Annotated in this window: 24 protein-coding genes; 12 read left to right on the top strand and 12 right to left on the bottom strand. The window is 67.5% G+C overall.

The genetic code is table 11. The features are described from left to right. Positions 1-90: 90 nt before the first annotated feature. On the bottom strand, positions 91-423 hold the full coding sequence (locus tag N0B71_RS08555; protein ID WP_259758329.1) for a DOPA 4,5-dioxygenase family protein: 333 nt from the start codon (positions 421-423) through the stop codon (positions 91-93). Continuing rightward, a complete protein-coding gene (locus N0B71_RS08550; RefSeq protein WP_259758328.1) occupies positions 420-1,316 on the bottom strand; it encodes a choline sulfate utilization transcriptional regulator in 897 nt (298 codons plus the stop codon). The genes N0B71_RS08555 and N0B71_RS08550 overlap by 4 nt, the downstream gene beginning before the upstream one ends. Positions 1,317-1,445: 129 nt before the next feature. Here N0B71_RS08550 and betC point away from each other — a divergent pair, with 129 nt between their 5' ends. Genes betC through N0B71_RS08535 form a run of 3 tightly spaced genes read left to right on the top strand, consistent with a single transcriptional unit; the run spans position 1,446 to position 5,493 of the window. Further along, positions 1,446-2,963, top strand: coding sequence for a choline-sulfatase (gene betC, locus N0B71_RS08545; RefSeq protein WP_259758327.1), 1,518 nt, complete (start codon positions 1,446-1,448; stop codon positions 2,961-2,963). A 27-nt stretch (positions 2,964-2,990) separates the two neighbouring features. After that, on the top strand, positions 2,991-3,926 hold the full coding sequence (locus N0B71_RS08540; protein ID WP_259758326.1) for a choline ABC transporter substrate-binding protein: 936 nt from the start codon (positions 2,991-2,993) through the stop codon (positions 3,924-3,926). A 7-nt stretch (positions 3,927-3,933) separates the two neighbouring features. Then, complete coding sequence (locus N0B71_RS08535; RefSeq protein WP_259758325.1) at positions 3,934-5,493, top strand: SulP family inorganic anion transporter; 1,560 nt, start codon at positions 3,934-3,936, stop codon at positions 5,491-5,493. 244 nt (positions 5,494-5,737) lie between these two features. Here the strand turns inward: N0B71_RS08535 and aroE are convergent, their stop codons facing one another. Both aroE and hemF read right to left on the bottom strand, forming a co-directional pair. Continuing rightward, positions 5,738-6,559 (bottom strand): shikimate dehydrogenase, encoded by an 822-nt coding sequence (gene aroE / locus N0B71_RS08530; RefSeq protein WP_259758324.1) that lies wholly within the window; start codon positions 6,557-6,559, stop codon positions 5,738-5,740. A gap of 158 nt (positions 6,560-6,717) precedes the next feature. Continuing rightward, the gene (hemF, locus tag N0B71_RS08525) at positions 6,718-7,632 is read right to left on the bottom strand and encodes an oxygen-dependent coproporphyrinogen oxidase (RefSeq protein ID WP_259758323.1); all 915 of its coding nucleotides are present in this window, start codon (positions 7,630-7,632) and stop codon (positions 6,718-6,720) included. 182 nt (positions 7,633-7,814) lie between these two features. Here hemF and N0B71_RS08520 point away from each other — a divergent pair, with 182 nt between their 5' ends. After that, the gene (locus N0B71_RS08520; RefSeq protein ID WP_259758321.1) at positions 7,815-8,792 is read left to right on the top strand and encodes an NADPH:quinone reductase; all 978 of its coding nucleotides are present in this window, start codon (positions 7,815-7,817) and stop codon (positions 8,790-8,792) included. 142 nt (positions 8,793-8,934) lie between these two features. Here the strand turns inward: N0B71_RS08520 and N0B71_RS08515 are convergent, their stop codons facing one another. The 3 genes from N0B71_RS08515 to N0B71_RS08505 form a co-directional block, all read right to left on the bottom strand. After that, a complete protein-coding gene (locus N0B71_RS08515) occupies positions 8,935-9,492 on the bottom strand; it encodes an L-threonylcarbamoyladenylate synthase (protein WP_259758320.1) in 558 nt (185 codons plus the stop codon). A 41-nt stretch (positions 9,493-9,533) separates the two neighbouring features. Next, on the bottom strand, positions 9,534-10,640 hold the full coding sequence (gene dprA, locus N0B71_RS08510; protein ID WP_259758319.1) for a DNA-processing protein DprA: 1,107 nt from the start codon (positions 10,638-10,640) through the stop codon (positions 9,534-9,536). 129 nt (positions 10,641-10,769) lie between these two features. Next, positions 10,770-11,795 carry a LysM peptidoglycan-binding domain-containing protein gene (locus N0B71_RS08505; RefSeq protein WP_259758318.1) on the bottom strand — a complete coding sequence of 342 codons (1,026 nt, stop codon included), beginning with the start codon at positions 11,793-11,795 and terminating at the stop codon, positions 10,770-10,772. Positions 11,796-11,932: 137 nt separating this feature from the next. Here N0B71_RS08505 and def point away from each other — a divergent pair, with 137 nt between their 5' ends. From def to N0B71_RS08475, 6 genes are all read left to right on the top strand, one after another. Then, complete coding sequence (gene def / locus N0B71_RS08500; RefSeq protein ID WP_259758317.1) at positions 11,933-12,439, top strand: peptide deformylase; 507 nt, start codon at positions 11,933-11,935, stop codon at positions 12,437-12,439. Between the two features lie 54 nt (positions 12,440-12,493). Further along, positions 12,494-13,438 (top strand): methionyl-tRNA formyltransferase, encoded by a 945-nt coding sequence (gene fmt, locus N0B71_RS08495; RefSeq protein WP_259758316.1) that lies wholly within the window; start codon positions 12,494-12,496, stop codon positions 13,436-13,438. Then, on the top strand, positions 13,435-14,745 hold the full coding sequence (gene rsmB, locus N0B71_RS08490; protein WP_259758315.1) for a 16S rRNA (cytosine(967)-C(5))-methyltransferase RsmB: 1,311 nt from the start codon (positions 13,435-13,437) through the stop codon (positions 14,743-14,745). The genes fmt and rsmB overlap by 4 nt, the downstream gene beginning before the upstream one ends. Before the next feature lie 147 nt (positions 14,746-14,892). Next, positions 14,893-16,266, top strand: coding sequence for a Trk system potassium transporter TrkA (trkA, locus tag N0B71_RS08485; protein ID WP_017518880.1), 1,374 nt, complete (start codon positions 14,893-14,895; stop codon positions 16,264-16,266). A gap of 127 nt (positions 16,267-16,393) precedes the next feature. Further along, complete coding sequence (locus tag N0B71_RS08480) at positions 16,394-17,845, top strand: TrkH family potassium uptake protein (RefSeq protein ID WP_259758314.1); 1,452 nt, start codon at positions 16,394-16,396, stop codon at positions 17,843-17,845. 46 nt (positions 17,846-17,891) lie between these two features. Continuing rightward, on the top strand, positions 17,892-18,209 hold the full coding sequence (locus N0B71_RS08475; RefSeq protein WP_259758313.1) for a tetratricopeptide repeat protein: 318 nt from the start codon (positions 17,892-17,894) through the stop codon (positions 18,207-18,209). 50 nt (positions 18,210-18,259) lie between these two features. Here N0B71_RS08475 and N0B71_RS08470 read toward each other — a convergent pair whose 3' ends face one another. From N0B71_RS08470 to N0B71_RS08450, 5 genes are all read right to left on the bottom strand, one after another. Further along, a complete protein-coding gene (locus N0B71_RS08470; RefSeq protein WP_259758312.1) occupies positions 18,260-18,910 on the bottom strand; it encodes a 7-cyano-7-deazaguanine/7-aminomethyl-7-deazaguanine transporter in 651 nt (216 codons plus the stop codon). A 191-nt stretch (positions 18,911-19,101) separates the two neighbouring features. Then, the gene (locus N0B71_RS08465; RefSeq protein ID WP_259758311.1) at positions 19,102-19,368 is read right to left on the bottom strand and encodes a PilZ domain-containing protein; all 267 of its coding nucleotides are present in this window, start codon (positions 19,366-19,368) and stop codon (positions 19,102-19,104) included. Between the two features lie 58 nt (positions 19,369-19,426). Then, on the bottom strand, positions 19,427-20,740 hold the full coding sequence (locus tag N0B71_RS08460) for an Nramp family divalent metal transporter (protein ID WP_259758310.1): 1,314 nt from the start codon (positions 20,738-20,740) through the stop codon (positions 19,427-19,429). Between the two features lie 182 nt (positions 20,741-20,922). Beyond that, positions 20,923-21,810 carry a lysophospholipid acyltransferase gene (locus N0B71_RS08455; protein ID WP_259758309.1) on the bottom strand — a complete coding sequence of 296 codons (888 nt, stop codon included), beginning with the start codon at positions 21,808-21,810 and terminating at the stop codon, positions 20,923-20,925. 215 nt (positions 21,811-22,025) lie between these two features. Continuing rightward, on the bottom strand, positions 22,026-22,574 hold the full coding sequence (locus N0B71_RS08450; protein WP_259758307.1) for a DNA-3-methyladenine glycosylase I: 549 nt from the start codon (positions 22,572-22,574) through the stop codon (positions 22,026-22,028). A 193-nt stretch (positions 22,575-22,767) separates the two neighbouring features. On the opposite strand from N0B71_RS08450, the gene glyQ reads away from it, so the two are divergent. Next, complete coding sequence (gene glyQ, locus N0B71_RS08445) at positions 22,768-23,715, top strand: glycine--tRNA ligase subunit alpha (protein WP_088420661.1); 948 nt, start codon at positions 22,768-22,770, stop codon at positions 23,713-23,715. Next, positions 23,715-25,769 (top strand): glycine--tRNA ligase subunit beta, encoded by a 2,055-nt coding sequence (glyS, locus tag N0B71_RS08440; RefSeq protein WP_259758305.1) that lies wholly within the window; start codon positions 23,715-23,717, stop codon positions 25,767-25,769. The genes glyQ and glyS overlap by 1 nt, the downstream gene beginning before the upstream one ends. Positions 25,770-25,831 lie beyond the last annotated feature (62 nt).

Below are 25,831 nucleotides of genomic sequence, written 5' to 3'. Positions count from 1 at the left end.
CCTTGGATAACCGGCCAACGTCTGTCAGGCCGATGCGAAGGGTGGGCAGCATACAACGAATCGAGAATTATTATCGAATGCAAAAAAGTGTCAGCTCGTGAACTGCGAGAGGTCCAGCGGCCGCACGTCTCCCATCCACAGGGCGTAGTCGCGATGGTCGCGCAGGTCGTTGCCGGTGTTGGGGTGGACGAAGATCACCAGGCCGTCGCGGTTGAGCGCCAGCCAGGGCACCAGGGCGGCGAAGGTGGCGTTGTCGAAGGCCAGCTGGCAGCTCCAGTCCGGGTGCGGGCCGACCGGCCGTTCGTGGACGCGGCCCATCTTCGCGCCAAAGCGGCGCGCCGCCTCCTCGCACAGGGCTCGGGCTCGCTCGATCGTGCTCGCATCGAAATAGACGTGCGCGTGGAAGTCCTGAATCTCGCTCATGGGTCCTGCTCCAGTTCCGCCTGCAACCAGTCGACGAACCGCTGGACCAGGCGCATGCGCCGTTTGCGCTCGGGCAGCACGGCGTAATAGCCGAAACGCGACTCCAGCGATCCGGCGATGGGTCGGCACAGTAACCCCTGATCCAGCAATTCGTCGACCAGGTGCCGCCAGCCGATGGCCACGCCCTGCCCGGCGATGGCCGCCTGCACCAGCAGGGTGTAGTTGTCCAAGCGCAGCCCCGCGGGCGCCGGCGCGCCATTGATACCCAGCGCGCGGTAGACGCCGCTCCAGTCGAACCAGCGGCTGGACGCCTCGGGTTTCAGGTGCAGCAACGGCAGCTCGGTGAGCGCCTGGGGCGACAGCGGCAGCTCGCGGCCTTCCAGCAGGCGTGGGCTGCACACCGGGAAGACCTCCTCGCTGAACAGGCGCAGCGCCTCGCCATGCTTGAAGCGTCCGTCGCCGAAGGCGATGGCGACGTCGATATCGCTGCGCAGGGCAATCGGGCTGCGGTCGCTGCTGATCAGGCCGACGTCCAGCTCCGGGTGCGCCTGGCGAAAGCGCGGCAGGCGCGGCATCAACCAGTACGCGGCGAAGGCGAAATCGGTGGCGACCTGCAGGACCTCATGGGGATGCTTCGCGGTGACCGCGGCGATGCCCGCGTCGATGCTCTCCAGCCCCGTCTGGACGTGCTGCTGCAGCACCTGTCCGCTCTCGGTGAGGGCGATGCCGCGGTGGATGCGGTCGAACAGGCGCACGGCGAGGAGCTTCTCCAGGCGCTTGATCTGCTGGCTGACCGCCGGCTGGGTGGTGCCCAGCTCGCCGGCGGCGGCGGTGAAGCTGAGCAGCCGGGCGGCGGACTCGAACACGCGCAACAGTTCCAGCGGCACGCTCACGGCGCGTTCTCACATAAGCCACTGTTATCCGAAGCATGCTGCGCCATGCACTTCACCCCGTATCCAGCAGCCCACAGACTCATGCCGTACAGCATCCCATAACAGCGCCAACAGGATAAGCCCACCGCCATGAAGCGCCAGCGCCCGAACATCCTCTTCATCATGGCCGACCAGATGGCCGCGCCGCTCCTGCCCTTCTACGACGAGCAGTCGCCGATCAAGCTGCCCCACCTCGGACGCCTTGCCGGCGAAGGCGTGGTGTTCGACTCGGCCTACTGCAACAGCCCGCTCTGCGCGCCCTCGCGCTTCACCCTGGTCAGCGGCCAGCTGCCGACGAAGATTGGCGCCTGGGACAACGCCGCGGACTTTGCCGCCGACATCCCCACCTACGCGCACTACCTGCGCCGCCTGGGCTACCGCACCGCGCTGTCGGGCAAGATGCACTTCTGCGGCCCGGACCAGCTACACGGCTATGAGGAACGCCTGACCAGCGACATCTACCCCGCCGACTACGGCTGGGCGGTGAACTGGGACGCGCCGGACGTCCGCCCGAGCTGGTACCACAACATGTCCTCGGTGCTGCAGGCCGGCCCCTGCGTGCGCACCAACCAACTCGACTTCGACGAGGAGGTGGTGTTCAAGGCGCGCCAATACCTCTACGACCATGTGCGCGAACACCCCGAGCAGCCGTTCTGCCTCACCGTGTCCATGACCCACCCGCACGACCCCTACACCATCCCCCGCGAGTACTGGGACCTGTACCGCGACGAGGACATCCCGCTGCCCATGGTGCAGATCGCCCAGCACGAGCAGGACCCGCACTCGCAGCGTCTGCTCAAGGTGATCGACCTGTGGGGCCAGGAGATGCCCGAGGAAAAGATCCGCGCCGCCCGCCGCGCCTACTTCGGTGCGTGCAGCTATGTGGATGCGCAGATCGGCGCGCTGCTGCGCACCCTGGAGGATTGCGGCCTGAGTGAAGACACGCTGATCGTGTTCTCCGGCGACCACGGCGACATGCTGGGCGAGCGCGGCCTCTGGTACAAGATGCACTGGTTCGAGATGGCCGCCCGCGTGCCGCTGCTGGTGCACGCGCCCCAGCGCTTCGCCGCGCACCGCGTCAGCCAGTCGGTGTCCACCGTGGACCTGCTGCCCACCCTCGTCGAGCTGGCCGGCGGCACCGTCGAACCCGGCCTGCCCCTGGACGGTCGCTCGCTGCTGCCGCACCTGCAAGGCACCGGCGGCCATGACGAGGTGATCGGCGAATACACCGCCGAAGGCACCGTCAGCCCGCTGATGATGATCCGCCGAGGCGACTTCAAGTTCATCTACTCCGAGCAGGACCCGTGCCTGCTCTTCGATCTGGCCAACGACCCGCGCGAGCTGCAGGACCTCATGGATTCGCCGGCCCACGCCAACCTGGGCCGCGACCTGTTGGGCGAAGCCCGCGCGCGCTGGGACATCCCGGCCATCACCCGGCAAGTGCTGGCCAGCCAGCGCCGCCGCCGACTGGTGGCCGACGCGTTGAACCGTGGCACGCGCCGCAGCTGGGACCACCAGCCCCTGGTCGACGCCAGCCAGCAGTACATGCGCAACCACATCGACCTCGACGATCTGGAGCGCCGCGCCCGCTATCCGCAACCGAAATAACAACCACAAGCCGAAGGGGATGGGAGCATGAAGACCACTGTACGAACCGCATCAACGCTGTTGCTGGCCGGCGCACTCGCGCTGGGCGGCCCGCTGGCCCGCGCCGAGGACGAAGCCTGCCGTACGGTGAAGCTGGCCGACCCGGGCTGGACCGATATCGCCGTCACCAACGGCATCGCCGCCGTCCTCCTCGAGGGCCTGGGCTACCAGGTGAAGATCGATACCCTGTCGGTGCCCATCACCTACGGCGGCCTGCGCGACGGCCAGGTGGACGCCTTCCTGGGCAACTGGATGCCGGCGCAGCAAGGCTTTTACGATCAGTTCATCGCCAGCCAGCAGGTCACCCAACTGGCAAAGAACCTCCAGGGCACCGAGTTCACCCTGGCCGTGCCAGCCTACGTATGGGACGCCGGGGTGAAGACCTTCGCCGACCTGGACCGGCACGCCGAGCAGTTCAACCGCAAGGTCTACGGCATCGGCTCCGGCGCGCCGGCCAACCAGTCGATCCAGAAGATGATCAGCGGCGACGAGTTCGGCCTGGGTGACTGGAAGCTGGTGGAATCCAGCGAACAGGCGATGCTCGCCGAAGTCGGCCGCGCGGTGAAGCGCCAGCGCTGGGTGGTGTTCCTCGGCTGGACGCCGCACCCGATGAACGTGAAGCTCGACATGAAGTACCTCACCGGGGGCGAGAAGTACTTCGGCAGCACCGGCAGCGTGTTCACCGTGACCCGCAACGGCTACGCCCAGCAGTGCCCCAACAGCGGCAAGCTGCTGGCCAACCTGTCGTTCGACCTGGCGATGGAGAACGCCATCATGGCCCAGGTGCTGGAACAGAACGTAAAGGCCGCCGACGCCGTGAAGGCCTGGATCAAGGCCAACCCGCAGCGCCTCGACGCCTGGCTGCAGGGCGTGAAAACCCGCGACGGCGGCGACGCCCTGGCCGCCGTGAAGGCGACGCTGTGATCCGTCGATGGAGCGCCTGATCCGCCTGCTGCCGTTCCTTGCCTGGCTGCCGCAGGTCACGCGGGGCGATCTGCGCCGCGACCTCGGCGTGGGCCTCTCCGGCGCGGTGCTGGCCCTGCCGCAGTCGATGGCCTACGCGCTGATCGCGGGTCTCCCCGCGCAATACGGGCTCTACGCGGCGATGCTGCCGGTCATGATCGCCTGCCTGTGGGGCTCGTCCAGGCATATGGTCGGCGGCCCGACGGCGGCGATCTCGGTGGTGCTGTTCACCACCATCGCCCCGCTGGCGCCGCCCGGCAGCGCGCCGTTCATTCAGTACGCGCTGCTGCTGACCTTTCTCGCCGGGCTGTTCCAGTGGCTGCTGGGCATGCTGCGATTCGGCGTGCTGGTGAACTTCGTTTCGCACTCGGTGCTGCTGGGCTTCACCTGCGGCGCCGCGCTGGTGATCGCGATCGGTCAATTGCCCTACCTGCTCGGCATCGCCGCGAGCGGGCAGGGCACGGCGCTGACCAGCGCCGCGGCGCTCTGGGGGACCTTGCCACAGTTCCATGGGCCATCCCTGCTGGTGGGGCTGTTCAGCCTGGCGCTGAGCCTGATCGTGAAGCGCCTGTGGCGCGGCGGCCCGGCGTTGCTCGTCGGGCTGCTCGGCGCCAGCGCGCTGGTCTGGGCGCTGCCGGCCACCTTCGCCGGTGTCGCCACGGTCGCCGCCTTCCGCAGTGCGCTGCCGCCGTTCAGCCCGCTGTCGTTCGATCTGTCGGCTATCGCCCAGTTGCTGCCCTCGGCCGTCGCCTGCGGCATGCTCGGGCTGGTCACCAGCCTGTCCATCGCCCGCGCCCTCGCCGCGCGCTCGCACCAGCCGCTGGATGCCAACCAGGAGGTACGCGCCCAGGGCTTGTCGAACCTGCTTGGGCCGTGGCTGTCCGGCACGCTGTCCGCCGGCTCGTTCACCCGCTCCGGACTGAACCAGGAGGCCGGCGCACGCACGCCGCTGGCCGGGGTGTTCTCAGCGCTGTGGGTCGCGTTGCTGGCGGTGGCCGGTGCCGATCTGATCGCTCATATCCCGTTGCCGGCCATGGCCGCCGGCATCCTGCTGATCTGCTGGAACCTGATCGACCGCCCGGCCCTGCGCGCGCTGTGGACAGGCAGCCGCGCGGAGTCCCTGGTCATGCTGCTGACCCTCGCCGCCACCCTGCTGTTGCCGCTGCAGAACGCCATCTACGCGGGCGTGCTGGCCTCGCTGTTCTTCTACCTCAAGCGCACCTCGCAGCCGCGCGTGCAGCACTGGCAGAGGGAAGACGAGGAGGTGCTGCGCATCGAGGGCTCGATCTTCTTCGGCGCCTGCGATTACCTTCAGAAGCTGATGCAGCGCAGCCAGGGCGAACGCCTGGTGCTGGACGCCCACCACGTGAATTTCATCGATTTTGCCGGCGCGCAGATGCTCCAGCAGGAAGCCCGCCGCCTCGCCAGCGAGGGCCGCCGCCTGGTGCTGCGCAACGCCCGGCCACGGGTGCGCGCGGAGTTGGAGAGGCAGATGGGGGAGGGTGGGGTGTTGGTGGTGGAGGAATAAAGCCCAGGTCCTCGCCCCGCTCCACGGTGACCGGTAATTGCCGTTGTAGGAGCGGACCTTGTCCGCGAAGGGGTCCGCCTTACGCCGGGTCGTTCCGGACGCGCCGGTCGGGATTTCGCGGACAAGGTCCGCTCCTACGGTGTGAACCCCTAACCTGTAGGAGCGAGCTTGCTCGCGAACGGATTTCCCGGCGACTTCGGTGCCAAGCGGTTCGCGAGCAAGCTCGCTCCTACAGGACTTTCCGTCAGCCCTTGAGCTGCCGCCGCAATGCGTCCAGCACCGGCGCCGAGTCCGGGCGTACGCCGCGCCACAGCAGGAAGGCTTCCGCCGCCTGCTCCACCAGCATGCCCAGCCCGTCGATACAGCGTGCCGCGCCATGCTCGGCGGCCCAGTGGTTGAAGGCGGTCTCGTCGCGGCCGTACATCATGTCGTAGCAGACGGTATGCCCCGGCCGGATCAGCGAAGGATCGATGGGCGGCAGCTCGCCGGCCAGGGAGGCCGAGGTGCCGTTGACGATCAGGTCGAAGGGCTCGGCGCGCAGGTCGAAACCACCACCGCTCACCGGGCCCAGGTCCTGGAATTCCTGCGCCAGCTGCTCGGCCTTGGCCGCCGTGCGGTTGGCGATGACGATGCAGGCCGGCTGCTGGCCGAGGAAGGGTTCGAGAATGCCGCGCACCGCACCACCGGCGCCCAGCACCAGGATGCGCGCACCGCGCAGGGCGACGCCGTGGTTCACCGTCAGGTCGCGGGTCAGCCCGGCGCCATCGGTGTTGTCGCCCAGCAGTCCGCCACCGTCGAGCTTCTTCAGGGTATTCACCGCGCCGGCCCGGCGCGCGCGCTCAGTCAGCTCGGTGGCCAGGCGGTAGGCGTCTTCCTTGAACGGCACGGTGACGTTGCCGCCCAGGCCCTGCTCGAAGAACGCGCGGGCGTTTCCGGCAAAGTCGTCCAGCGGCGCCAGCCGCGCGTCATAGCTCAGCGCCTGGCCGGTCTGCTCGGCGAACAGGCGATGGATCTGCGGCGACTTGCTGTGGCCGATGGGGTTGCCGAAGACGCAGTAGCGGTCCATGGGAAATCCTGGGGCGTGACGATCGAAAGGCCGAGAGAGTGCCGGTTTTTCCACTTCGGTGCCAGACGGCGTTCGCAAGCAAGCTCGCTCCTACAGGCGGCGCCGACGCAGCTCTTGTAGGAGCGAGCTTGCTCGCGAACCGCCCAGGGAAAAGAACGTCAGCCCTGCGCCAACCAGTCCCGGTCGGTGAGGAAGTACTCGGTCAGGCGCGCTTCCTCGCTGCCCGGCTCGGGTTTCCAGTCGTAGCCCCAGCGCACCTGCGGCGGCAGCGACATGAGGATCGACTCGGTGCGCCCGCCCGACTGCAGGCCGAACAGGGTGCCGCGGTCGTAGACCAGGTTGAACTCGACGTAGCGGCCCCGGCGGAAGGCCTGGAACTCGCGCTGCTGCTCCGTGTAGGGGGTGTCCTTGCGCTTGCGCACGATGGGCAGGTAGGCGGAGAGGTAGGCATCGCCGATGGCGCGCAGGAAGGCGAAGCTGGTGTCGAAATCCCACTGGTTCAGGTCGTCGAAGAACAGGCCGCCGACACCGCGCGGTTCGTTGCGGTGCTTGATGTGGAAGTAGCGGTCGCACCATTGCTTGTAGCGCGGGTAGACGTCCTCGCCGAAGGGGGCACAGGCGTCGCGGGCGACCTGGTGCCAGAGCACGCAGTCTTCCTCATGGGCGTAGTAGGGCGTCAGGTCGAAGCCGCCGCCGAACCACCAGACCGCTTCCTCGCCTTCCTTCTCGGCGATGAAGAAGCGCACGTTGGCGTGGGAGGTGGGCACGTGGGGGTTGGTCGGGTGGATCACCAGCGACACGCCCAGCGCCTGGAAGCCGCGCCCGGCCAGTTCCGGGCGGTGCGCGCTGGCGCTGGGCGGCAGGCCGGCGCCGAACACGTGGGAGAAGTTCACCCCGCCCTTCTCGATCAGCGCGCCGTCACCGATGACCCGCGTCCGACCGCCGCCACCCGCCGGCCGCTGCCAGGCGTCCTCGACGAAGCGGGCGCTGCCGTCCTCGGCTTCGAGTGCGGCGCAGATGCGGTCTTGCAGGTCGAGCAGGTAGGCCTTCACGGCCTCGATGCGATCGGTCACGAGAATCACCTTGGAGCGGGAAAGCCACGCGTGGCGCGGGCCGGAGCGGGGTTCGGGTACGAAAACGGGCGCCAGCATACCATCGCCAACGGCAAAGCTGGTCTTGACGCCCGTCATGCGGGCGGCTTGGATGAAAGTCTTTTCCCCGGCGAGGCAACGCCTCGCGCCATCAGGAGAGCGACATGGCCAAGCGTGTTCAATTCGCCAAGACCGGCGGCCCGGAAGTGCTCGAGATCGTCGACTACACCCCGGCCGAGCCCGGCCCCAACGAGGTGCGGGTGCGCAACCGCGCCATCGGCCTGAACTTCATCGACACCTACTACCGCAGCGGCCTGTACCCCGCGCCCAGCCTGCCCTCCGGGGTCGGTACCGAAGGCGCCGGCGAGGTGGAGGCGGTGGGCAGCGCGGTGACCAACGTGAAGGTCGGCGACCGCGTCGGCTACGCAACCGGCCCGCTGGGTGCGTACAGCGAGCAGCACGTGCTGCCGGCGGCGAGCGTGGTGAAACTGCCGGATGCGATCACCTTCGAGCAGGCCGCCGCCGTCATGCTCAAGGGCCTCACCGTGCAGTACCTGCTGCGCCAGACCTACAACGTGCAGCCGGGCCAGACCATCCTCTGGCACGCCGCTGCCGGCGGCGTCGGGCTGATCGCCTGCCAGTGGGCCAAGGCCATCGGCGCGCACCTGATCGGCACCGTGAGTTCGGCCGCCAAGGCGGAACTGGCGAAGGCCCACGGCGCCTGGGCAACCATCGACTACAGCCACGAGAACGTGGTCGAGCGCGTGCTGGCGCTCACCGACGGCAAGAAGTGCCCGGTGGTCTACGACTCGGTGGGCAAGGACACCTGGCTGACATCGCTGGACTGCACCGCCCAGCGCGGCCTGGTGGTGAGCTTCGGCAACGCTTCCGGGCCGGTGGACGGGGTAAACCTGGGCATCCTGTCGCAGAAGGGCTCGCTGTATGTCACCCGGCCCACGCTGTTCGGCTATGCCAGCACGCCGGAGCGGCTGCAGGCCATGGCCGACGACCTGTTCGGCATGATCACCAGCGGCAAGGTGAAGGTGGAGATCAACCAGCGCTTCGCCCTGGCGGATGCCGCCAAGGCGCAGACCGAGCTGGCGGCGCGACGCACGACCGGGTCGACCATTCTGCTGCCATGACTGGGGGAAGAGCGTTCGCGAGCAAGCTCGCGAACCGCCCAGCGCTGGACCCCAGCGTAGGAGCGGACTTTGTCCGCGATGTCCCACCGGCCAGCTCGGTGCCGTCGGAAATCAATCGCGGACAAAGTCCGCTCCTACGGGGTCAGGACGGGCGCACCGTCTCGCCCGTACGCAAGTCGCGGATCAGGCTGGGATTGCGGCGCCCGCCGAGGGCGCCGCCGAGTACGCCATCCAACTCGCCACGGAAGTACTGCTCCACCCGCAGGCGGCTGCGCGCCGGCGGACGGCCGGCGGGGTTGGCGGAGGTGGAGATCAGCGGGCCGGTGAACTGGCACAGCTCGCGCACCAGCGGGTGGTCGGTGACGCGCAGGGCCACGGTATCGTGCTCGCCGGTCACCCACTCGGGCAGGCGTCCCTGGTGCGGCACCAGCCAGGTGTTCGGGCCGGGCCAGCTGGCGGCGAGCGTGTCCTGCCAGGCGTCGGGCAGGTCGTCGAGGAGGAAGTCGAACTGGCTGATGTCGCCGGCCACCACGATCATGCCCTTTTCCACCGGGCGCGCCTTGATCGCCAGCAGGCGGTACACCGCGTCGGCGCTCCACGGGTCGCAGCCCAGGCCCCAGACGGCTTCGGTCGGGTAGGCGATCACACCGCCATCGCGCACGACCTGGGCCATGCGCTGGGTACGCCAGTTGCTGTACATCGAACACTCCTCGGATCTGCGATGCGCGGCAGTTTACGTGCTCAAGGGGCGCGATGCACCCAGACGCCCGACTCGCAGGCCACCCGTCCGTCCAGCTCCAGTTCGGTGAGCTCCACCAGTACCTGCGGCAGCTCCAGGCCACTGCGCAGCGCCAGTTGTTCGCTGCTTTGCGGGGCGGCGCACAGCAGATCGACCAGCGGGTGCGCCGGCAGCGCAGGCGCGGGGTGCACCGCCGGCGCGCCGTGGGTCCAGCCCCGCAGGCCTTCGAGGATGTGCTCGACGGTTTCCACCAGCGTCGCGCCCTGGCGGATCAGCTCATGGCAGCCGCGCGCGCCGGGATGATGGATCGACCCCGGGATGGCGTAGACCTCGCGGCCCTGCTCAGCGGCCAGGCGCGCGGTGATCAGCGAACCACTGGAAGGGCTGGCCTCCACCACCAGCGTGCCCAGCGACAGCCCGCTGATGATGCGGTTGCGCCGGGGGAAGTTCGAGGCCTGCGGCGCGCAGTTCAGCGGCAGCTCGGAGATCACCGCGCCGCCCTGCTCGACGATGCGTTCGGCCAGCCCGAGATGGCGGCGCGGATAGAGGTGCTCCAGCCCCGTTCCCAGCACGGCGACCGTCTTGCCGCCGGCCTCCAGCGCCCCTTCATGGGCGGCGCCATCGATGCCCAGGGCCAACCCGCTGGTGATCACGAAGCCGCCGCCCGCCAGGCTGCGGGCGAAGGCGCGCGCGGTGTCCAGCCCCGGCTTGCTGGCCCGGCGGCTGCCGACGATGGCCAGCTGCGGCCGCTCCAGTAGCTCCGGCGCGCCGGCCACGAACAGCAGCGGCGGGGCGTCGCCCAGCTCCGCCAACAGGGCGGGGTAGATCGCCGCGTCCCACATGAGCAGGTGGTGCTGCGGCGCCTCCAGCCAGCGCAACGCCGCGGCGGCCTGTTCGCGTATGCCGGCATCGCGGCGCGGCTCGGCACAGGCGGCGGGCAGGCCCAGGGAGCGCCAGGCCGATGCCGGCGCACTCAAGGCGGCGGACGCCGAGCCGAAGGCCTCCAGCAGGCGGCGAAAACGTCGCGGCCCCAGTTCGGGCAGGGCGTGCAGGCGCAGCCGCGCTTCCAGTTCGGCAGGGGAGACGGGGCAGGGCGACTCGGCGGACATGGCGCAATCCTTGGCGGCGGATGACCTCCGGACTATGCCGCGCAGGCCGGCGCCCGGGCTGTCAGACCGTTCCGGATCGCGCCCATAAAAAACCCCGCCGAGGCGGGGTTTCTTCGAGTCAGACACGCATCAGGGATTGAGGACGCGGTCGTTGACTTCCAGCGAACGGGTGGCGTTGAGCACCAGGCCGTAGCTCAGGCGGTTGTAGGTGCGGAAGATCATCAGCAGGCCGGAACGCTCGTCCGGGATCTTCACCATTTCATCGGTGACGCGATCGCGTACGGTTTCACCCAGCTTGTAGATCGCCAGCACGTTGCCTTCGGCCAAGCCATCACGGGCGCCCTTGTCGATGGTCACCACGTCGTACTTGCCGATCTGGGTCACGCCGCGCGGCACGTCGATGATGGTGCCCTTGATCGGCGCGCTCGGCTCGCTGGGCATGAAGGTCGAGTTGATCGCGCGTTCCTCGGTGGGGAACAGGCGGTCGCCCGGGCGCACTTCCTGGGTGGTGCGGGTCAGGTTGAGGGTGGCGATGTCGCCTTCCTTCGCCGTGACGTTGGCGCCGCCGACGTCCATGGCATCGATGCCCAGGACTTCATTGGTTTCCGGATCGGTGTAGACCTTGGCTTGGCGGAAGATACCGTAGCTGTTCTGCTCCGACAGCGAGTTGCCGCGGGCGTAGGCGCGGTCGCCGGCACCGCTGATCACGCTCTCCTGGTCGCCGGCAACCACATAGGGGGCGTTGGAGAAGTCGGCGTCGGTGTCGACGATGCGGTTGGACAGCAGGAAGGCGTTGATCTTGTCCAGCGGGATGGTCGGGATCGCCTCGGCGATCGGCGTGCTGCGCACGCGCGGCGACAGCTTGATGGTCCCGCGGGACTCGCCGCGGTTGAGCACCAGGCGCGGTTGGCCGTCGATATAGGTCAGGCTCAGCACGTCACCCGGATAGATCAGGTGCGGGTTCTGGATCTGCGGATTCACCTGCCAGATTTCCGGCCACTTCCACGGCTTGCTGAGGAACTTGCCGGAGATGTCCCAGAGGGTGTCGCCCTTCACTACGGTATAGCGATCCGGATGGCCTTCCTTGAGCTGCACGGCAGCCTGCGCCACCCCGCCTGCGGCGAGCAGCAGCAGGGCGAGTAGTGTTTTCCTCATGCGGTGAATCCCTTTATTATGTGTACACATGAAACGCCTGGAAGCCGCCCCTACCGCGCTTTCCAGCGTTTTTCGATGCTGCTCAGCATATTAGCAGTCGATTTTGACTTTATTCCACAAGTGCATCACAAACGTATATGGCCATTCTGAACATTCTCGAATTCCCCGATCCGCGCCTGCGGACCATCGCCAAGCCGGTCACGGTCTTCGATGATGCCCTGCGCACGCTGATCGACGACATGTTCGAGACCATGTACGAGGCGCCGGGCATTGGCCTGGCGGCGACGCAGGTCAACGTGCACAAGCGCGTCGTGGTGATGGACCTGTCCGAGGACAAGTCCGAACCCCGGGTGTACATCAACCCCGAGTTCGAATTCCTCACCGAGGAAATGGACCAGTACCAGGAAGGCTGCCTGTCGGTGCCGGGCTTCTACGAAAATGTAGACCGTCCGCAGAAAGTGCGGATCAAGGCCCAGGATCGCGACGGCAACCCGTTCGAGGAAGAGGCCGAGGGCCTGCTCGCGGTGTGCATCCAGCACGAGTGCGATCACCTGAACGGCAAGCTGTTCGTCGACTACCTGTCCAACCTCAAGCGCGACCGCATCCGCAAGAAGCTGGAAAAGCAGCACCGGCAACAGGCGTGACCCCATCCCCCAAAGGCTTGCCCCGGCAAGCCTTTTGTTTTTTGTGAGCCAGAAATGAGCCAAGCACTGCGCATCGTCTTCGCCGGTACCCCGGAATTCGCCGCCGAACACCTCAAGGCCCTGTTCGATACTCCCCACGAGATCGTCGCCGTCTACACCCAGCCGGACCGCCCGGCCGGCCGCGGCCAGAAGCTGATGCCCAGCCCGGTCAAGCAGCTCGCCGTGGACAACGGCTTGGCCGTACGGCAGCCGCCGACCCTGCGCGATCCCGCGGCCCAGGCGGAGCTGGCTGCGCTGGCGCCGGACCTGATGGTGGTGGTGGCCTATGGGCTGATCCTGCCGCAGGCGGTGCTGGACATCCCGCGCCTGGGTTGCATCAACAGCCACGCCTCCCTGCTGCCGCGCTGGCGCGGCGCCGCGCCGATCCAGCGCGCGGTGGAGGCGGGCGATGCGCAGAGCGGCGTGACGGTGATGCAGATGGAAGCGGGCCTGGACACCGGGCCGATGCTGCTCAAGGTCAGCACCCCGATTTCCGCCGACGATACCGGCGGCAGCCTGCACGACCGCCTCGCCGAGCTGGGCCCCAAGGCCGTGGTCGAGGCCATTGCCGGCCTCGCCGCCGGCACGCTCAAGGGCGAGGTGCAGGACGATGCCCTGGCCACCTACGCGCACAAGCTGAACAAGGAAGAGGCGCGCATCGACTGGACGCGCCCGGCCGACGAGCTGGAGCGCCGCATCCGCGCCTTCACCCCCTGGCCGGTGTGCCACACCACACTGGGCGATGCGGCGCTGAAGGTGCTCGGCGCCAGGCCGGCGCAGGGCAAGGGCGAGCCCGGCAGGATCCTCGAGGCCAGCCGCGACGGCCTGCTGGTCGCCTGCGGTGAGGGCGCACTGCTGCTGACCCGCCTGCAGCTGCCCGGCGGCAAGCCGCTGGCCTTCGCCGACCTGTTCAACAGCCGCCGCGAGCAGTTCGCGCCAGGGCAGGTGCTGGGCGCATGAGTACCAATCCCCGTCTGGCGGCGGCCCGCGCGCTGGCCGCCGTGCTCGCCGGCCGCGCCTCCCTGGGCAGCTCGCTGCCGACCCAGCTGGACAACGTCGAGCCGCGCGACCGTGGCCTGGTGCAGGAGCTGGCCTTCGGCGCCGCGCGCTGGCAGCCACGCCTGTCCACCCTGGCCGCGCGCCTGCTGCAGAAGCCGTTCAAGGCCGGCGACCGTGACGTCGAAGCGCTGCTGCTGGTCGGCCTGTACCAGCTGCTCTACACCCGTATTCCGCCGCACGCCGCCATTGGCGAGACGGTCGGCTGCGCGGACAAGCTGAAGAAGCCCTGGGCCAAGGGCCTGCTCAACGCCGTGCTGCGCCGCGCGCAGCGCGAGAGCGAAACCCTGCTGGCCGAGGTCGACAAGGACCCGGCCGCGCGCCTGGCGCACCCGCGCTGGCTGCAGAAGGCGCTGAAGAAGGCCTGGCCGGAGCAGTTCGAAGCGATCTGCGCCGCCAACAACGCGCACCCGCCGATGACCCTGCGGGTGAACCGCCGCCACGGCAGCCGCGATGCCTATCTGGAGGAGTTGAACCGGGTCGGCTTCGACGCCACGGCCTGTGCGTTCAGCCGCGACGGCATCAACCTGGTGCAGCCGTGCGACGTGCGCGAACTGCCCGGCTTCGCCGAAGGCCGCGTCAGCGTGCAGGACGAGGCCGCGCAATTGGCCGCCGACCTCCTGGAGCTGGCGCCGAACCAGCGCGTGCTGGACGCCTGCTGCGCCCCCGGCGGCAAGACCTGCCACCTGATGGAAGCCGAGCCGGCGCTGGCCGGCGTGGTCGCCGTGGACCTGGAAGAGAGCCGCCTGGTGCGCGTGCGCGAGAACCTCGCCCGCCTGCAGCTTTCGGCCGAGCTGTTCGCCGCCGACGCCCGCGACACCGCGAAGTGGTGGGACGGCAAGGCCTTCCAGCGCATCCTGCTGGACGCGCCGTGTTCCGCCACCGGGGTGATCCGCCGCCATCCGGACATCAAGCTGACCCGCACCGCCGAAGACATCGAGGCGCTGGCACAGCTGCAGGGCGAGCTGCTCGACGCGCTGTGGGCGACCCTCGAGGTCGGCGGCGTGATGGTCTATGCGACCTGCTCGGTGATGCCGCGAGAGAACAGCGAGCAGATGGCCGCGTTCCTCGCCCGCACCCCCGGCGCCCGCGAGCTGGACCTGCCCGGCCCGTGGGGCATCAAGCAGCCCCATGGGCGCCAGCTGCTGCCACAGCCCGGCGGGCATGACGGTTTCTATTATGCCAAGCTGATCAAGATCTCAGCGCGATAGGCCACACGGGCTGCGGCGCGTCGACGATACGTCGCCCGGGCACGGTTTCGAATGCGCGGTGACATTCGTACACTGCATCGAAACCGCGCGCTTCTCGTCTCGTTTCAGCTCGCCATCCCTCTCCCGAGGAGTCAACCAAGAGCTCTCATGAAGATCATCATCCTCGGTGCCGGCCAGGTCGGCGGCACTCTGGCCGAACACCTGGCCAGCGAAGCCAATGACATCACCGTCGTCGACACCGACGGCGAGCGCCTGCGCGACCTCAACGACCGCCTGGACATCCGCACCGTCCACGGCAAGGCCTCGTTCCCCACCGTGCTGCGCCAGGCCGGCGCCGACGACGCCGACATGCTGGTGGCGGTGACCAACAGCGACGAGGTGAACATGGTCGCCTGCCAGGTCGCCTACACCCTGTTCAACACGCCCACCCGTATCGCCCGCGTGCGCGAGGCGGCGTACCTGACCCGCGCCGGGTTGTTCGACAACGAGGCGATCCCGGTCGACGTACTGATCAGCCCCGAGCAGGTGGTGACCAACTACATCAAGCGCCTGGTGGAATACCCCGGCGCCCTGCAGGTGATCGACTTCGCCGAGGGCAAGGCGCAGCTGGTGGGCATCCGCGCCTACTACGGCGGCCCGCTGGTGGGCCAGGAGCTGCGCCAGCTGCGCGAGCACATGCCCAACGCCGATACCCGCGTGGCGGCGATCTACCGGCGCAACCGACCGATCATCCCCCAGGGCGACACGGTGATCGAGGCCGACGACGAGGTGTTCTTCATCGCCGCCAAGGCCCACATCCGCGCGGTGATGGGCGAGATGCGCCGGCTCGAGGACAGCTACAAGCGGATCATCATCGCCGGTGGCGGCAACATCGGCGAACGCCTGGCCGAAGCCATCGAGAGCCGCTACCAGGTGAAGATCATCGAGATGAACCCGGCGCGCTGCCGGCACCTGTCCGACAGCCTGGACAGCTCCATCGTGCTGCAGGGCAGCGCGTCGGACCGTGACCTGTTGCTGGAGGAGAACATCGGCGACACCGATCTGTTCCTCGCGCTGACCAACGACGACGAGGCCAACATCATGTCCTCGCTGCTGGCCAAGCGGCTGGGCGCGCGCAAGGTGATGACGCTGATCAACAACCCCGCCTACGTCGACCTGGTGCAGGGCGGCGAGATTGACATCGCCATCAGCCCCCAGCTGGCCACCATCGGCACTCTGCTGACCCACGTGCGCCGCGGCGATATCGAGAGCGTGCACTCCCTGCGCCGTGGCGCCGCCGAGGCCATCGAGGTGGTCGCCCATGGCGACGCCAAGTCGAGCAAGGTGATCGGCCGCAAGATCAACGAGGTGCAGCTGCCGCCGGGCACCACCATTGGCGCGGTGATCCGCGACGACGATGTGCTGATCGCCCACGGCGAGACGAAGATCGAGTCCGGCGACCACGTAATCCTCTTCGTGGTGGACAAGAAGCGCATCCGCGACGTCGAGCGGCTGTTCCAGGCCGGCCTGACCTTCTTCTGATCCGCCAGGGGCCGTCGTATGGCGGCCCTGTCAGCTGATTCCGAGGCAGTTTCAGACGGTTCCTACTGCGCCGCTCAGCCTCCCTTGTCACCCTGCGCGACCTGTTCCAGCCCGTCTGCCTCCGGTCATGCGCTACTCCTCCATCGGTCGAATACTCGGCGTGCTGCTGATGCTGTTCAGCGCCACGCACCTGCCGCCCCTGCTCGTCGATCTTCACTATGCCGAGCGCGCCTGGCAGCCGTTCGCGCTGTCCTTCCTGGTCACGCTGCTGACCGGCTTCTGCATCTGGTGGCCGTGCCGCCGGCACAAGCAGGACCTGCGCATCCGCGATGGCTACCTGGTGACCGCGCTGTTCTGGATCGTCCTCGGTTCCTTCGGTGCCTTGCCCTTCGCCCTGTCGACGGCGCCGCACATGGGCGTGATCGACGCGCTGTTCGAATCCTTCTCCGGCCTGTCCACCACCGGCGCCACCGTGCTCACCGGCCTCGACGCGCTGCCCCACGCGATCCTCTACTACCGCCAGCAACTGCAATGGCTCGGCGGCATGGGCATCGTGGTGCTGGCCGTGGCGGTGATGCCGATGCTCGGCATCGGCGGCATGCAGCTGTACCGCGCGGAAATGCCCGGCCCGCTGAAGGACCACAAGCTCTCGCCGCGCATCGCCGACACCGCCAAGACGCTGTGGATGATCTACTGCGGCCTGACCGTGGCCTGCGCGCTGGCCTACTGGGCGGCGGGCATGAACCTGTTCGACGCCATCGGCCACAGCTTCTCGACCATCGCCATCGGCGGCTTCTCCACTCATGACGCCAGCATCGGCTATTTCGACAGCCCGCTGATCGAGCTGATCTGCATGACCTTCCTGGTGATCTCGGGGATCAACTTCAGCCTGCACTTCATCGCCTGGCGGCAACGCAGCCTGCGCCACTACCTGATGGACACCGAATGCCGCGCCTACCTGGGGCTCCTGCTGGTGCTGTTCCTGATCACGGCCACCACGCTGATCCTCAAGCACCACTACGACTCGCCGCTGCAGTCGATCCGCTATGCCGCGTTCATGGTGATCTCGGTGGCCACCACCACCGGCTTCGGCCTGGCGGACTTCAGCAGCTGGCCGACCCTGCTGCCCTACCTGCTGCTCTACAGCACCTTCGTCGGTGCCTGCGCCGGTTCCACCGGCGGCGGCATGAAGGTGATGCGCATGCTGCTGGTGTATCGCCAGGGCATGCGCGAATTCCTGCGCCTGCTGCACCCCAACGGGGTGTTCCTGGTCAAGCTGGGCCGGCGTACCGTCTCCGACCGCGTGGTGGAATCGGTGTGGGCGTTCTTCTCGATCTACCTGCTGACCTTCGTCACCCTGATGCTGGTCCTGCTGGCCCTGGGCGTGGACCAGCTCACGGCGTTCTCCACCCTCGCGTCCTGCCTGAACAACCTGGGGCCGGCGCTGGGCGAGGCGGCCGTGCATTACGGCAACCTGCCGGGCAGCGCCAAGCTGGTGCTGAGCCTGGCGATGGTCCTGGGGCGCCTGGAGGTGTTTTCCCTGCTGATCCTGCTGACGCCCGCGTTCTGGCGCACCTGAGGCGCCCTTCGTGAGGCAGAATGGCGACCTCTGACGGAGGCTCGCCATGATCGATTCGCTGGAAAAGATGCTCGCCAAGGGCGTGGACAACCCGCTGCTGCGCTTCGGCCTGGGCAAGGGTTACCTGGATGCCGGGGATGCGCCGAAGGCCGCCGAACACCTGCGCCGCTGCGTGGAGCAGGACCCGAAGTACTCCGCCGCCTGGAAGCTGCTGGGCAAGGCATTGCAGGCCCAGGACGACCTCGACGGCGCGCGAAGCGCCTGGACCGATGGCCTGGCCGCCGCCCAGGCCCACGGCGACAAGCAGGCGGAAAAGGAAATGACCGTGTTCCTGCGCAAGCTGGACAAGACGAAGGGCGCCTGAGCGCCCTTCGTTCCCGTCGGCAGATCAGTGCCGACTCTGTGCTGCCGCTCTCAGGCCGTCGCGGGCTGGCGGCGCAGGTTGCGGGTGATCGCGCTGAGCAGCATGCCGTAGAGCGGCACGAACAACATCAGCATGACCGCCAGCTTCACGCCGTAGTCAACCCAGGCGATCTCCACCCAGTGTTCGGCCATGAAGGCGTTGTCGCTGTGCCAGAAGGCGATGGAGAAGAAGGTGAAGGTGTCCAGCAGGTTGCCGAACAGGGTCGACACCACCGGGGCGATCCACCACTGGCGCATGCGCCGCAGGCGGTCGAAGACCTGGATGTCGAGGATCTGCCCGAACACGTAGGCGAGGAAGCTGGCCAGGGAAATCCGCGCCACGAAGGTGTTGAATTCGCCCAGCGAGGCAAAGCCCCTGAAGGCGCCTTCCTGGAAGATCACCGAGATGACGTAGGACGCCAACAGCGCCGGGACCATCACCCGCGCGATGACCAGCCGTGCCGGGCGCTTGCCGAGGAGACGAACGGTGAGGTCGGTGGCCAGGAAGATGAACGGGAAGCTGAAGGCGCCCCAGGTGGTGTGCCAGCCGAACAGGGTCATCGGCAGCTGCACCAGGTAGTTGCTGGCGATGATGATCAGGATGTGGAACGCGACCAGGCCGGCGAGTGCGCCGCGCCGAGCCGCCGGAAGGGATGCCGACATGCTTGGGCCTTTTTCGTCGATGGGGTGAGGGAACCCATGCCCGGCACCATGCCGAGCGGCGCGCATTGTATAAGATCCGGACCTGCAAGTCAGGTTTTATTGCGCAAATTTTGTGCAACGCAGCGGGCGGGCACGGGAGCGAGCGGGCTTTCGCCCGCGGCAGGTTCGGCGCCCCACGGCAGGGCCGCCGATCAGGCGTTGCCGACGAAGCGGAAACCCGCGCCCTCGCCGTCGGTGCGCATCACCTCCATTTCGAGGATCGGCGCATCGAAGGGCATGTCCTGCACCTGGCCGGTCACCCGGGTGCCAGCCGGCAGCGCGGCGAGCACCTCGTGACGCACGTACACGCCGCCGTCGGACAGATCGCGGGTATGGCCGAACACGTCGCCGAAGCTGGCATGGCTGATCTTGATCCGGCACTTCATCGGGGTACGCGGGTATTGCCGTTGGTTCGACATGAAATGGCATCCGTCCTGAATGTCAGCCCACTAATGGGCCTGAAACCTATGGGTCAGGTCAAGCCAGCAGCTGCAGGAGCAGCCAGAGATTGGCGGCGCTGATGACGCCGAACAAGGTCCAGGCCAGCAGGCGGGTGGGCAGGGAATTGGCGAACTCGCCCATCAGCGCGCGATCGCTGGTGAAGCGGATCAGCGGCCACAGCGCGAACGGCAGCTGCAGGCTGAGCACCACCTGGCTGAACACCAGCAGCTTGCCCACCGCCTTGTCGCCCAGCAGCACCACGCCGATCAGCGCCGGGATCAGCGCCAGGGCGCGGGTGATCAGGCGGCGTTGCCAGCAGGGGATCTTCATCTGCAGGAAGCCATCCATGATCACCTGCCCGGCGATGGTGCCGGTGAAGGTGGAGCTCTGCCCGGAGGCGAGCAGCGCAACGCCGAAGAGGATCGCCGCCAGGCCGGTGCCCACCAGCGGTTCAAGCAGGCGGTAGGCGTCCTGGATCTCGGTGACACCGGTGTGCCCGGTCTCGTGGAAGGCGGCGGCCGCAAGGATGAGGATCGCCGCGTTGACCAGCAGCGCGAGGCTCAGCGACACCACGGTGTCGATGCGCGTCAGGCGGATCGCCGCGGCCTTGCCGCCGCTGCCGCTGACCTGCCGCGTCTGCACGATGGAGGAGTGCAGGTAGAGGTTGTGCGGCATCACCGTGGCGCCGAGGATGCCAATCGCCAGGTACAGCGGCTCGCGCTGGGTCACCGCGTCCCAGCTGGGCAGGAAGCCGGCAGCGACGTCTGGCCAGTAGGGCTTGATGAGGATCAGCTCGACCAGGTAGCAGCCGCCGATGGTGACGATCAGGCCGAGCATGATGGCTTCCAGATGGCGGAAGCGCTGCCCCTTGAGGCCCAGCACGATGAGCGTGTCGAAGGCGGTGAGGATCACCCCGGTGACCAGGTCGACGCCCAGCAGCAGGTGGAAGGCCAGGGCGCAGCCGAGCACTTCGGCCAGGTCCGTGGCGACGATCGACAGCTCTGCCAGCAGCCATTGCAGGCGCGCGGTGCCGAGGCTGTAGCGGCTGCGCGAGAGCTGCGCCAGGTCCTGGCCGGTGACGATCCCCAGGCGCATCGCCAGGCATTGCAGGACCATCCCGGCGAGGCTGGAGAGCAGCACCACGAACAGCAGCTGGTAGCCGAAGCCGGAGCCGGCTTCGATGGCGGTGGCCCAGTTGCCCGGGTCCATGTAGCCGATGGAGACCAGCAGGCCGGGGCCGGCGAACTGCAGGATGCGCTTCCACAACGGCGCGCCGGCGGCGACCTGGATGCTGCCTTTGACTTCCGAGGGACAGAATGGCGCGGTGGCGGTGGTCGGCAGGCCGAGCATGGGTCATTCCTGATTGATGAGCGGGCAACACCCTGTGTGGCCTGTTTCGGGAGCCGCCCGCAACAATGTTGCATGGGGCGGTTCGCGAGCAAGCTCGCTCCTACAGGTGGGAACCACGTGCTTTTCGTAGGAGCGAGCTTGCTCGCGAATCCTTGAGACCGGCTACACCGCCCCAGACTGAATCAGTACCAACGGGCCTCTCCCTCGGGCCGCTTCTTGAAGCGCTTCATGGTCCACATGTACTGGCTGGGATAGGCGCGCACGTACTTGGCCAGCTCGCGGCTGAGCGCAGCGACCGACACGTCCATGTTCTTGTCGTACATGTCCGCCGGCGCGGCCTCCAGGATCACCTTGTAGCCGCTGCCATCGGGCAGGCGCACGGCGTGGAAGAACACGCCACGGGCCTTGCCGCGAGCCAGCAGCGAGGGCACGAACTTGCTGGTCAGCGCCGTGGTGCCCAGGTACGGCACGAACAGGCCCGAACCCAGGTCCGGCTCCGGGTCGCAGGGGATGCCGACGCAGCCGCCGTTCTTCACTTCCTTGATCACGCTCTTGATGCCTTCGGGCGTCGAGGGCGCGACACGGTTGCCCAGCTGCACGCGCTGCTTCTTCAGCAGCTCGTCCACGGCCTTGAGCTTGGGCGGGCGGTAGAAAATGATCGGCTTGGCGTAGGAGCAGTAGAAGTGGTTGAGCACTTCCCAATTGCCCAGGTGGCTGGTGATGCCGACCAGGCCGTCGCCGGAAGCCAGCGCTTCTTCCAGCACCTCCATGCCTTCGACTTCACGGATGTACTGCAGCGACTTCTGCGGCGACCACATCCAGGCGCAGGCGCTCTCGGTGAGCGTGCGGCCGATGTCCATCAGGCTCTGGCCAACCAGCTTTTCCAGCTCGGCCTCGGACAGTTCGGGGAAGCAGTGCGACAGGTTGATCCGCACGATCTCGCGGGACCGGTTGGGCAGCTTCCACATCAGCCAGCCGATGCCGGCGCCCAATGCGCCCACCGCGCGCCACGGCAGCATGGCGAACAAGCGCAGGAAACCCACCACCAGCGCGCCCTTGAATTTCTCCACGGATAACTCCTTCTTGCAGGAGCGCACATTCTAACCAGTGGCGCGGAACGAAGGCGAAAGGCGTGTCTCGATCACCCCGATGAACCACGTGCATCAGCGCACTCGCAGCCCTGTAGGAGCGAGCTTGCTCGCGAACCGAGTTTCCCGGTGAGCAGCGGCGTTGGGCTGTTCGCGAGCATGGGCTGTGCGCCCCCTCGGTCCTACCGGTCCGTGGATCAGCAGAGCTCGGCGTAGCGGTCGCAGTCGACGGTATGGTCCATCACCATGCCGGTGGCCTGCATGAAGGCGTAGCAGATGGTCGGGCCGACGAAGTTGAAGCCGGCCTTGCGCAAGGCCTTGCTCATGGCCTCGGCCTCGGGCGTGACCGCCGGGACGTCGCCGCGGCCGCTGAAGTGGTTGACCTTGGGCTGGCCGCCGACGAAGGACCAGAGGAAGGCCACCGGGTCCTCCAGCTTCAGCCAGGCCTGGGCGTTCTGCCGCGCCGCCTTGAGCTTGGCGAAGTTGCGGATGATGCCCGGATCCTGCATGCGCTCCTCGATTTCCTCGTCGGTCATGCGCGCCAGGCGCTCGGGATCGAAGCCGAACAGCACCTCACGGTAGCGCTCGCGCTTCTTCAGCACGGTGATCCACGACAGGCCGGCCTGGGCGCCTTCGAGGATGAGCATCTCGAACAGCGCGCGGGCGTCGCGCTGCGGCACGCCCCATTCGGCATCGTGATAGGCGATGTACAGCGGGTCGTGGTTACACCAGGAGCAGCGGGGCATGGCGGTCGTCCTTGAAAACGGGAAGGCTCTGACTATAGACAGAAGACTGTACAAAAATACAGTCTTCCAGCCGAATTTTCATGCCTGCGACAGGGCGCAAACGGTCACGCAAAAATCGCTGTGAAGCCCAAGCAGCAAGCGTCTTGGGGTATACTGCCGGGTTTTAGTCGCATATCCAGCACAGGTGAAATTCGTGAGCCAGACTACGCCCGCCGTGCCCACCTTCCAGGACCTGATCCTCGCCCTGCAAAAATACTGGGCCGATCAGGGCTGTGTGGTGCTGCAGCCCTACGACATGGAAGTAGGCGCCGGCACCTTCCACACCGCCACCTTCCTCCGGGCCGTGGGCCCGGAAACCTGGAACGCGGCGTACGTGCAACCCAGCCGCCGCCCGACCGACGGCCGCTATGGCGAGAACCCCAACCGCCTGCAGCACTACTACCAGTTCCAGGTGGTCCTGAAGCCCAACCCGGAAAACTTCCAGGAGCTGTACCTGGGCTCGCTGCAGGCCATCGGCATCGACCCGCTGGTCCATGACATCCGTTTCGTCGAGGACAACTGGGAATCGCCGACCCTCGGCGCCTGGGGCCTGGGCTGGGAAATCTGGCTGAACGGCATGGAAGTCACCCAGTTCACCTACTTCCAGCAGGTCGGCGGCATCGAGTGCTACCCGGTTACCGGTGAGATCACCTACGGCCTTGAACGCCTGGCCATGTACATCCAGGGCGTCGACTCGGTGTATGACCTGGTGTGGGCCGACGGTCCGTTCGGCAAGGTCACCTACGGCGACGTGTTCCACCAGAACGAAGTGGAGCAGTCGACCTACAACTTCGAACACGCCAACGTCGAGAAGCTGTTCGAGCTGTTCGATTTCTACGAAAGCGAAGCCAACCGCCTGATCGAACTGCAGCTGCCGCTGCCGACCTACGAGATGGTCCTCAAGGCCTCGCACACCTTCAACCTGCTCGACGCCCGCCGCGCCATCTCGGTGACCGAGCGTCAGCGTTACATCCTGCGCGTGCGCACCCTGGCGCGCGCCGTGGCGCAGAGCTACTTGCAGGCCCGCGCCCGCCTCGGCTTCCCGATGGCCAAACCCGAACTGCGTGACGAAGTACTGGCCAAGCTGAAGGAGGCCGAATAATGAGCGCGAAGGATTTCCTCGTCGAACTGGGCACCGAAGAGCTGCCACCCAAGGCCCTGAAAAGCCTCGGTGAAGCCTTCCTGGCCGGCATCGAGAAGGGCCTCAAGGCCGCCGGCCTGACCTATGCCGCCGCGCGCTGCTACGCCGCGCCGCGCCGCCTGGCCGTGCAGATCGACCAGCTCGCCGTGCAGCAGCCCGACCGCACCGTGAACCTCGACGGCCCGCCGCTGCAGGCAGCCTTCGACGCCAGCGGCAACCCGACCCAGGCCGCCCTCGGCTTCGCCAAGAAGTGCGGCGTGGACCTGGAACAGATCGACAAGAGCGGCCCGAAGCTCAAGTTCAGCCAGACCATCGCCGGGCAGCCGGCTGTCGGCCTGCTGCCGGGCATCGTCGAAGGCTCGCTGAACGAGCTGCCGATTCCCAAGCGCATGCGCTGGGCGGCCCGCCGTGAAGAGTTCGTGCGCCCGACCCAGTGGCTGGTGATGCTGTTCGGCGACGACGTCGTCGACTGCGAGATCCTGACCAGAAAGGCAGGCCGCGAATCCCGTGGCCACCGCTTCCACAACCCGGCCAACGTGCGCATCTCGGCACCGGCCAACTACCTGGAAGACCTGCGCAGCGCCCATGTGCTGGCCGACTTCGCCGAACGCCGCGAGATCATTTCCAGGCGCGTGGCCGAACTGGCCGCCGAGCAGAAGGGCAGTGCCATCGTTCCCGCCGACCTGCTGGACGAAGTGACTGCGCTGGTCGAGTGGCCGGTGCCGCTGGTGTGCTCCTTCGAAGAGCGTTTCCTCGCCGTGCCGCAGGAAGCCCTGATCACTACCATGCAGGACAACCAGAAGTACTTCTGCCTGCTGGACGCCAACGGCAAGCTGCTGCCGCGCTTCATCACCGTGGCCAACATCGAGAGCAAGGCGCCCGAGCACATCGTCTCCGGCAACGAGAAGGTCGTGCGCCCGCGCTTGACCGACGCCGAGTTCTTCTTCAAGCAGGACCAGAAGCAGCCGCTGGAAGCCTTCAACGCCCGTCTGAAGAACGTGGTGTTCCAGGCCCAGCTCGGCACGGTGTACGAGAAGGCCGAGCGCGTCTCCACGCTGGCCGCCTACATCGCCGAGCGCATCGGCGGTGACGCGACCAACGCCGCCCGCGCCGGCCTCCTCTCCAAGTGCGACCTGGCCACCGAGATGGTCGGCGAGTTCCCGGAGATGCAGGGCATCGCCGGTTACTACTACGCCACCGCCGGTGGCGAGGCCAAGGACGTCGCCCTGGCGCTGAACGAGCAGTACATGCCCCGCGGCGCCGGTGCCGAGCTGCCGAGCACCCTGACCGGTGCCGCGGTGGCCGTGGCCGACAAGCTCGACACCCTGGTGGGCATCTTCGGCATCGGCATGCTGCCCACCGGCAGCAAGGACCCGTACGCCCTGCGCCGTGCCGCCCTCGGCGTGCTGCGCATCCTCATCGAGAAGCAGCTGGACCTGGACCTGGTCGATGCCATCGGCGTCGCCGTGGCCCAATACGGCGACAAGGTGAAGGCCGAAGGCCTGTCCGAGCAGGTGCAGGACTTCGTCTTCGACCGCCTGCGTGCCCGCTACGAGGACGAAGGCGTGGATGTGGCGGTGTACCAGGCGGTGCGGGCGCTCAAGCCGACCGCTCCGTTGGACTTCGACCAGCGCGTACAGGCCGTGCAGGCCTTCCGTCAGTTGGCCGAAGCCGGCGCCCTGGCTGCCGCCAACAAGCGTGTGTCGAACATCCTGGCCAAGGCCGAAGGCGAGGTGCCTGCCGCCGTCAATGCCAGCCTGTTCACCGAGGCCGCAGAGAAGGCCCTTGGCAGCGCCGTGGCGGCTGCCGAGAGCGAAGTGGCTCCCCTGGCCGCGGCACGCGACTATCGCGCCGCCCTGGCCCGCCTGGCGGCCCTGCGTGCGCCGGTCGACGCCTTCTTCGAGGAAGTGCTGGTCAATGCGGACGACAACGCCGTGAAGGCCAACCGCTACGCGCTGCTGGCCAAGCTGCGCGGGTTGTTCCTCGGCGTCGCCGACATCTCGCTGCTGGGTTGATGCCCAGCTGAAAGCCGGGAGTTCGCAACGGTTCGCCGTGACGGACTTCCGGCTTTTTCATT

The organism is Pseudomonas sp. GCEP-101, assembly GCF_025133575.1.
GTDB lineage: Bacteria > Pseudomonadota > Gammaproteobacteria > Pseudomonadales > Pseudomonadaceae > Pseudomonas > Pseudomonas nitroreducens_B.
Note: the sequence above shows the minus strand (reverse complement) of the source record. Positions and strands in the feature narration are given on the sequence as shown.

What these genes read in the sequence shown, in the direction of transcription:
- N0B71_RS08555 (WP_259758329.1), bottom strand. Translation starts at nt 423, where the DNA reads ATGAGCGAGATTCAGGACTTCCACGCGCACGTCTATTTCGATGCGAGC.
- betC (WP_259758327.1), top strand. Translation starts at nt 1,446, where the DNA reads ATGAAGCGCCAGCGCCCGAACATCCTCTTCATCATGGCCGACCAGATG.
- N0B71_RS08540 (WP_259758326.1), top strand. Translation starts at nt 2,991, where the DNA reads ATGAAGACCACTGTACGAACCGCATCAACGCTGTTGCTGGCCGGCGCA.
- N0B71_RS08535 (WP_259758325.1), top strand. Translation starts at nt 3,934, where the DNA reads ATGGAGCGCCTGATCCGCCTGCTGCCGTTCCTTGCCTGGCTGCCGCAG.
- aroE (WP_259758324.1), bottom strand. Translation starts at nt 6,559, where the DNA reads ATGGACCGCTACTGCGTCTTCGGCAACCCCATCGGCCACAGCAAGTCG.
- N0B71_RS08520 (WP_259758321.1), top strand. Translation starts at nt 7,815, where the DNA reads ATGGCCAAGCGTGTTCAATTCGCCAAGACCGGCGGCCCGGAAGTGCTC.
- N0B71_RS08515 (WP_259758320.1), bottom strand. Translation starts at nt 9,492, where the DNA reads ATGTACAGCAACTGGCGTACCCAGCGCATGGCCCAGGTCGTGCGCGAT.
- dprA (WP_259758319.1), bottom strand. Translation starts at nt 10,640, where the DNA reads ATGTCCGCCGAGTCGCCCTGCCCCGTCTCCCCTGCCGAACTGGAAGCG.
- N0B71_RS08505 (WP_259758318.1), bottom strand. Translation starts at nt 11,795, where the DNA reads ATGAGGAAAACACTACTCGCCCTGCTGCTGCTCGCCGCAGGCGGGGTG.
- def (WP_259758317.1), top strand. Translation starts at nt 11,933, where the DNA reads ATGGCCATTCTGAACATTCTCGAATTCCCCGATCCGCGCCTGCGGACC.
- fmt (WP_259758316.1), top strand. Translation starts at nt 12,494, where the DNA reads ATGAGCCAAGCACTGCGCATCGTCTTCGCCGGTACCCCGGAATTCGCC.
- rsmB (WP_259758315.1), top strand. Translation starts at nt 13,435, where the DNA reads ATGAGTACCAATCCCCGTCTGGCGGCGGCCCGCGCGCTGGCCGCCGTG.
- trkA (WP_017518880.1), top strand. Translation starts at nt 14,893, where the DNA reads ATGAAGATCATCATCCTCGGTGCCGGCCAGGTCGGCGGCACTCTGGCC.
- N0B71_RS08480 (WP_259758314.1), top strand. Translation starts at nt 16,394, where the DNA reads ATGCGCTACTCCTCCATCGGTCGAATACTCGGCGTGCTGCTGATGCTG.
- N0B71_RS08475 (WP_259758313.1), top strand. Translation starts at nt 17,892, where the DNA reads ATGATCGATTCGCTGGAAAAGATGCTCGCCAAGGGCGTGGACAACCCG.
- N0B71_RS08470 (WP_259758312.1), bottom strand. Translation starts at nt 18,910, where the DNA reads ATGTCGGCATCCCTTCCGGCGGCTCGGCGCGGCGCACTCGCCGGCCTG.
- N0B71_RS08465 (WP_259758311.1), bottom strand. Translation starts at nt 19,368, where the DNA reads ATGTCGAACCAACGGCAATACCCGCGTACCCCGATGAAGTGCCGGATC.
- N0B71_RS08460 (WP_259758310.1), bottom strand. Translation starts at nt 20,740, where the DNA reads ATGCTCGGCCTGCCGACCACCGCCACCGCGCCATTCTGTCCCTCGGAA.
- N0B71_RS08450 (WP_259758307.1), bottom strand. Translation starts at nt 22,574, where the DNA reads ATGCCCCGCTGCTCCTGGTGTAACCACGACCCGCTGTACATCGCCTAT.
- glyS (WP_259758305.1), top strand. Translation starts at nt 23,715, where the DNA reads ATGAGCGCGAAGGATTTCCTCGTCGAACTGGGCACCGAAGAGCTGCCA.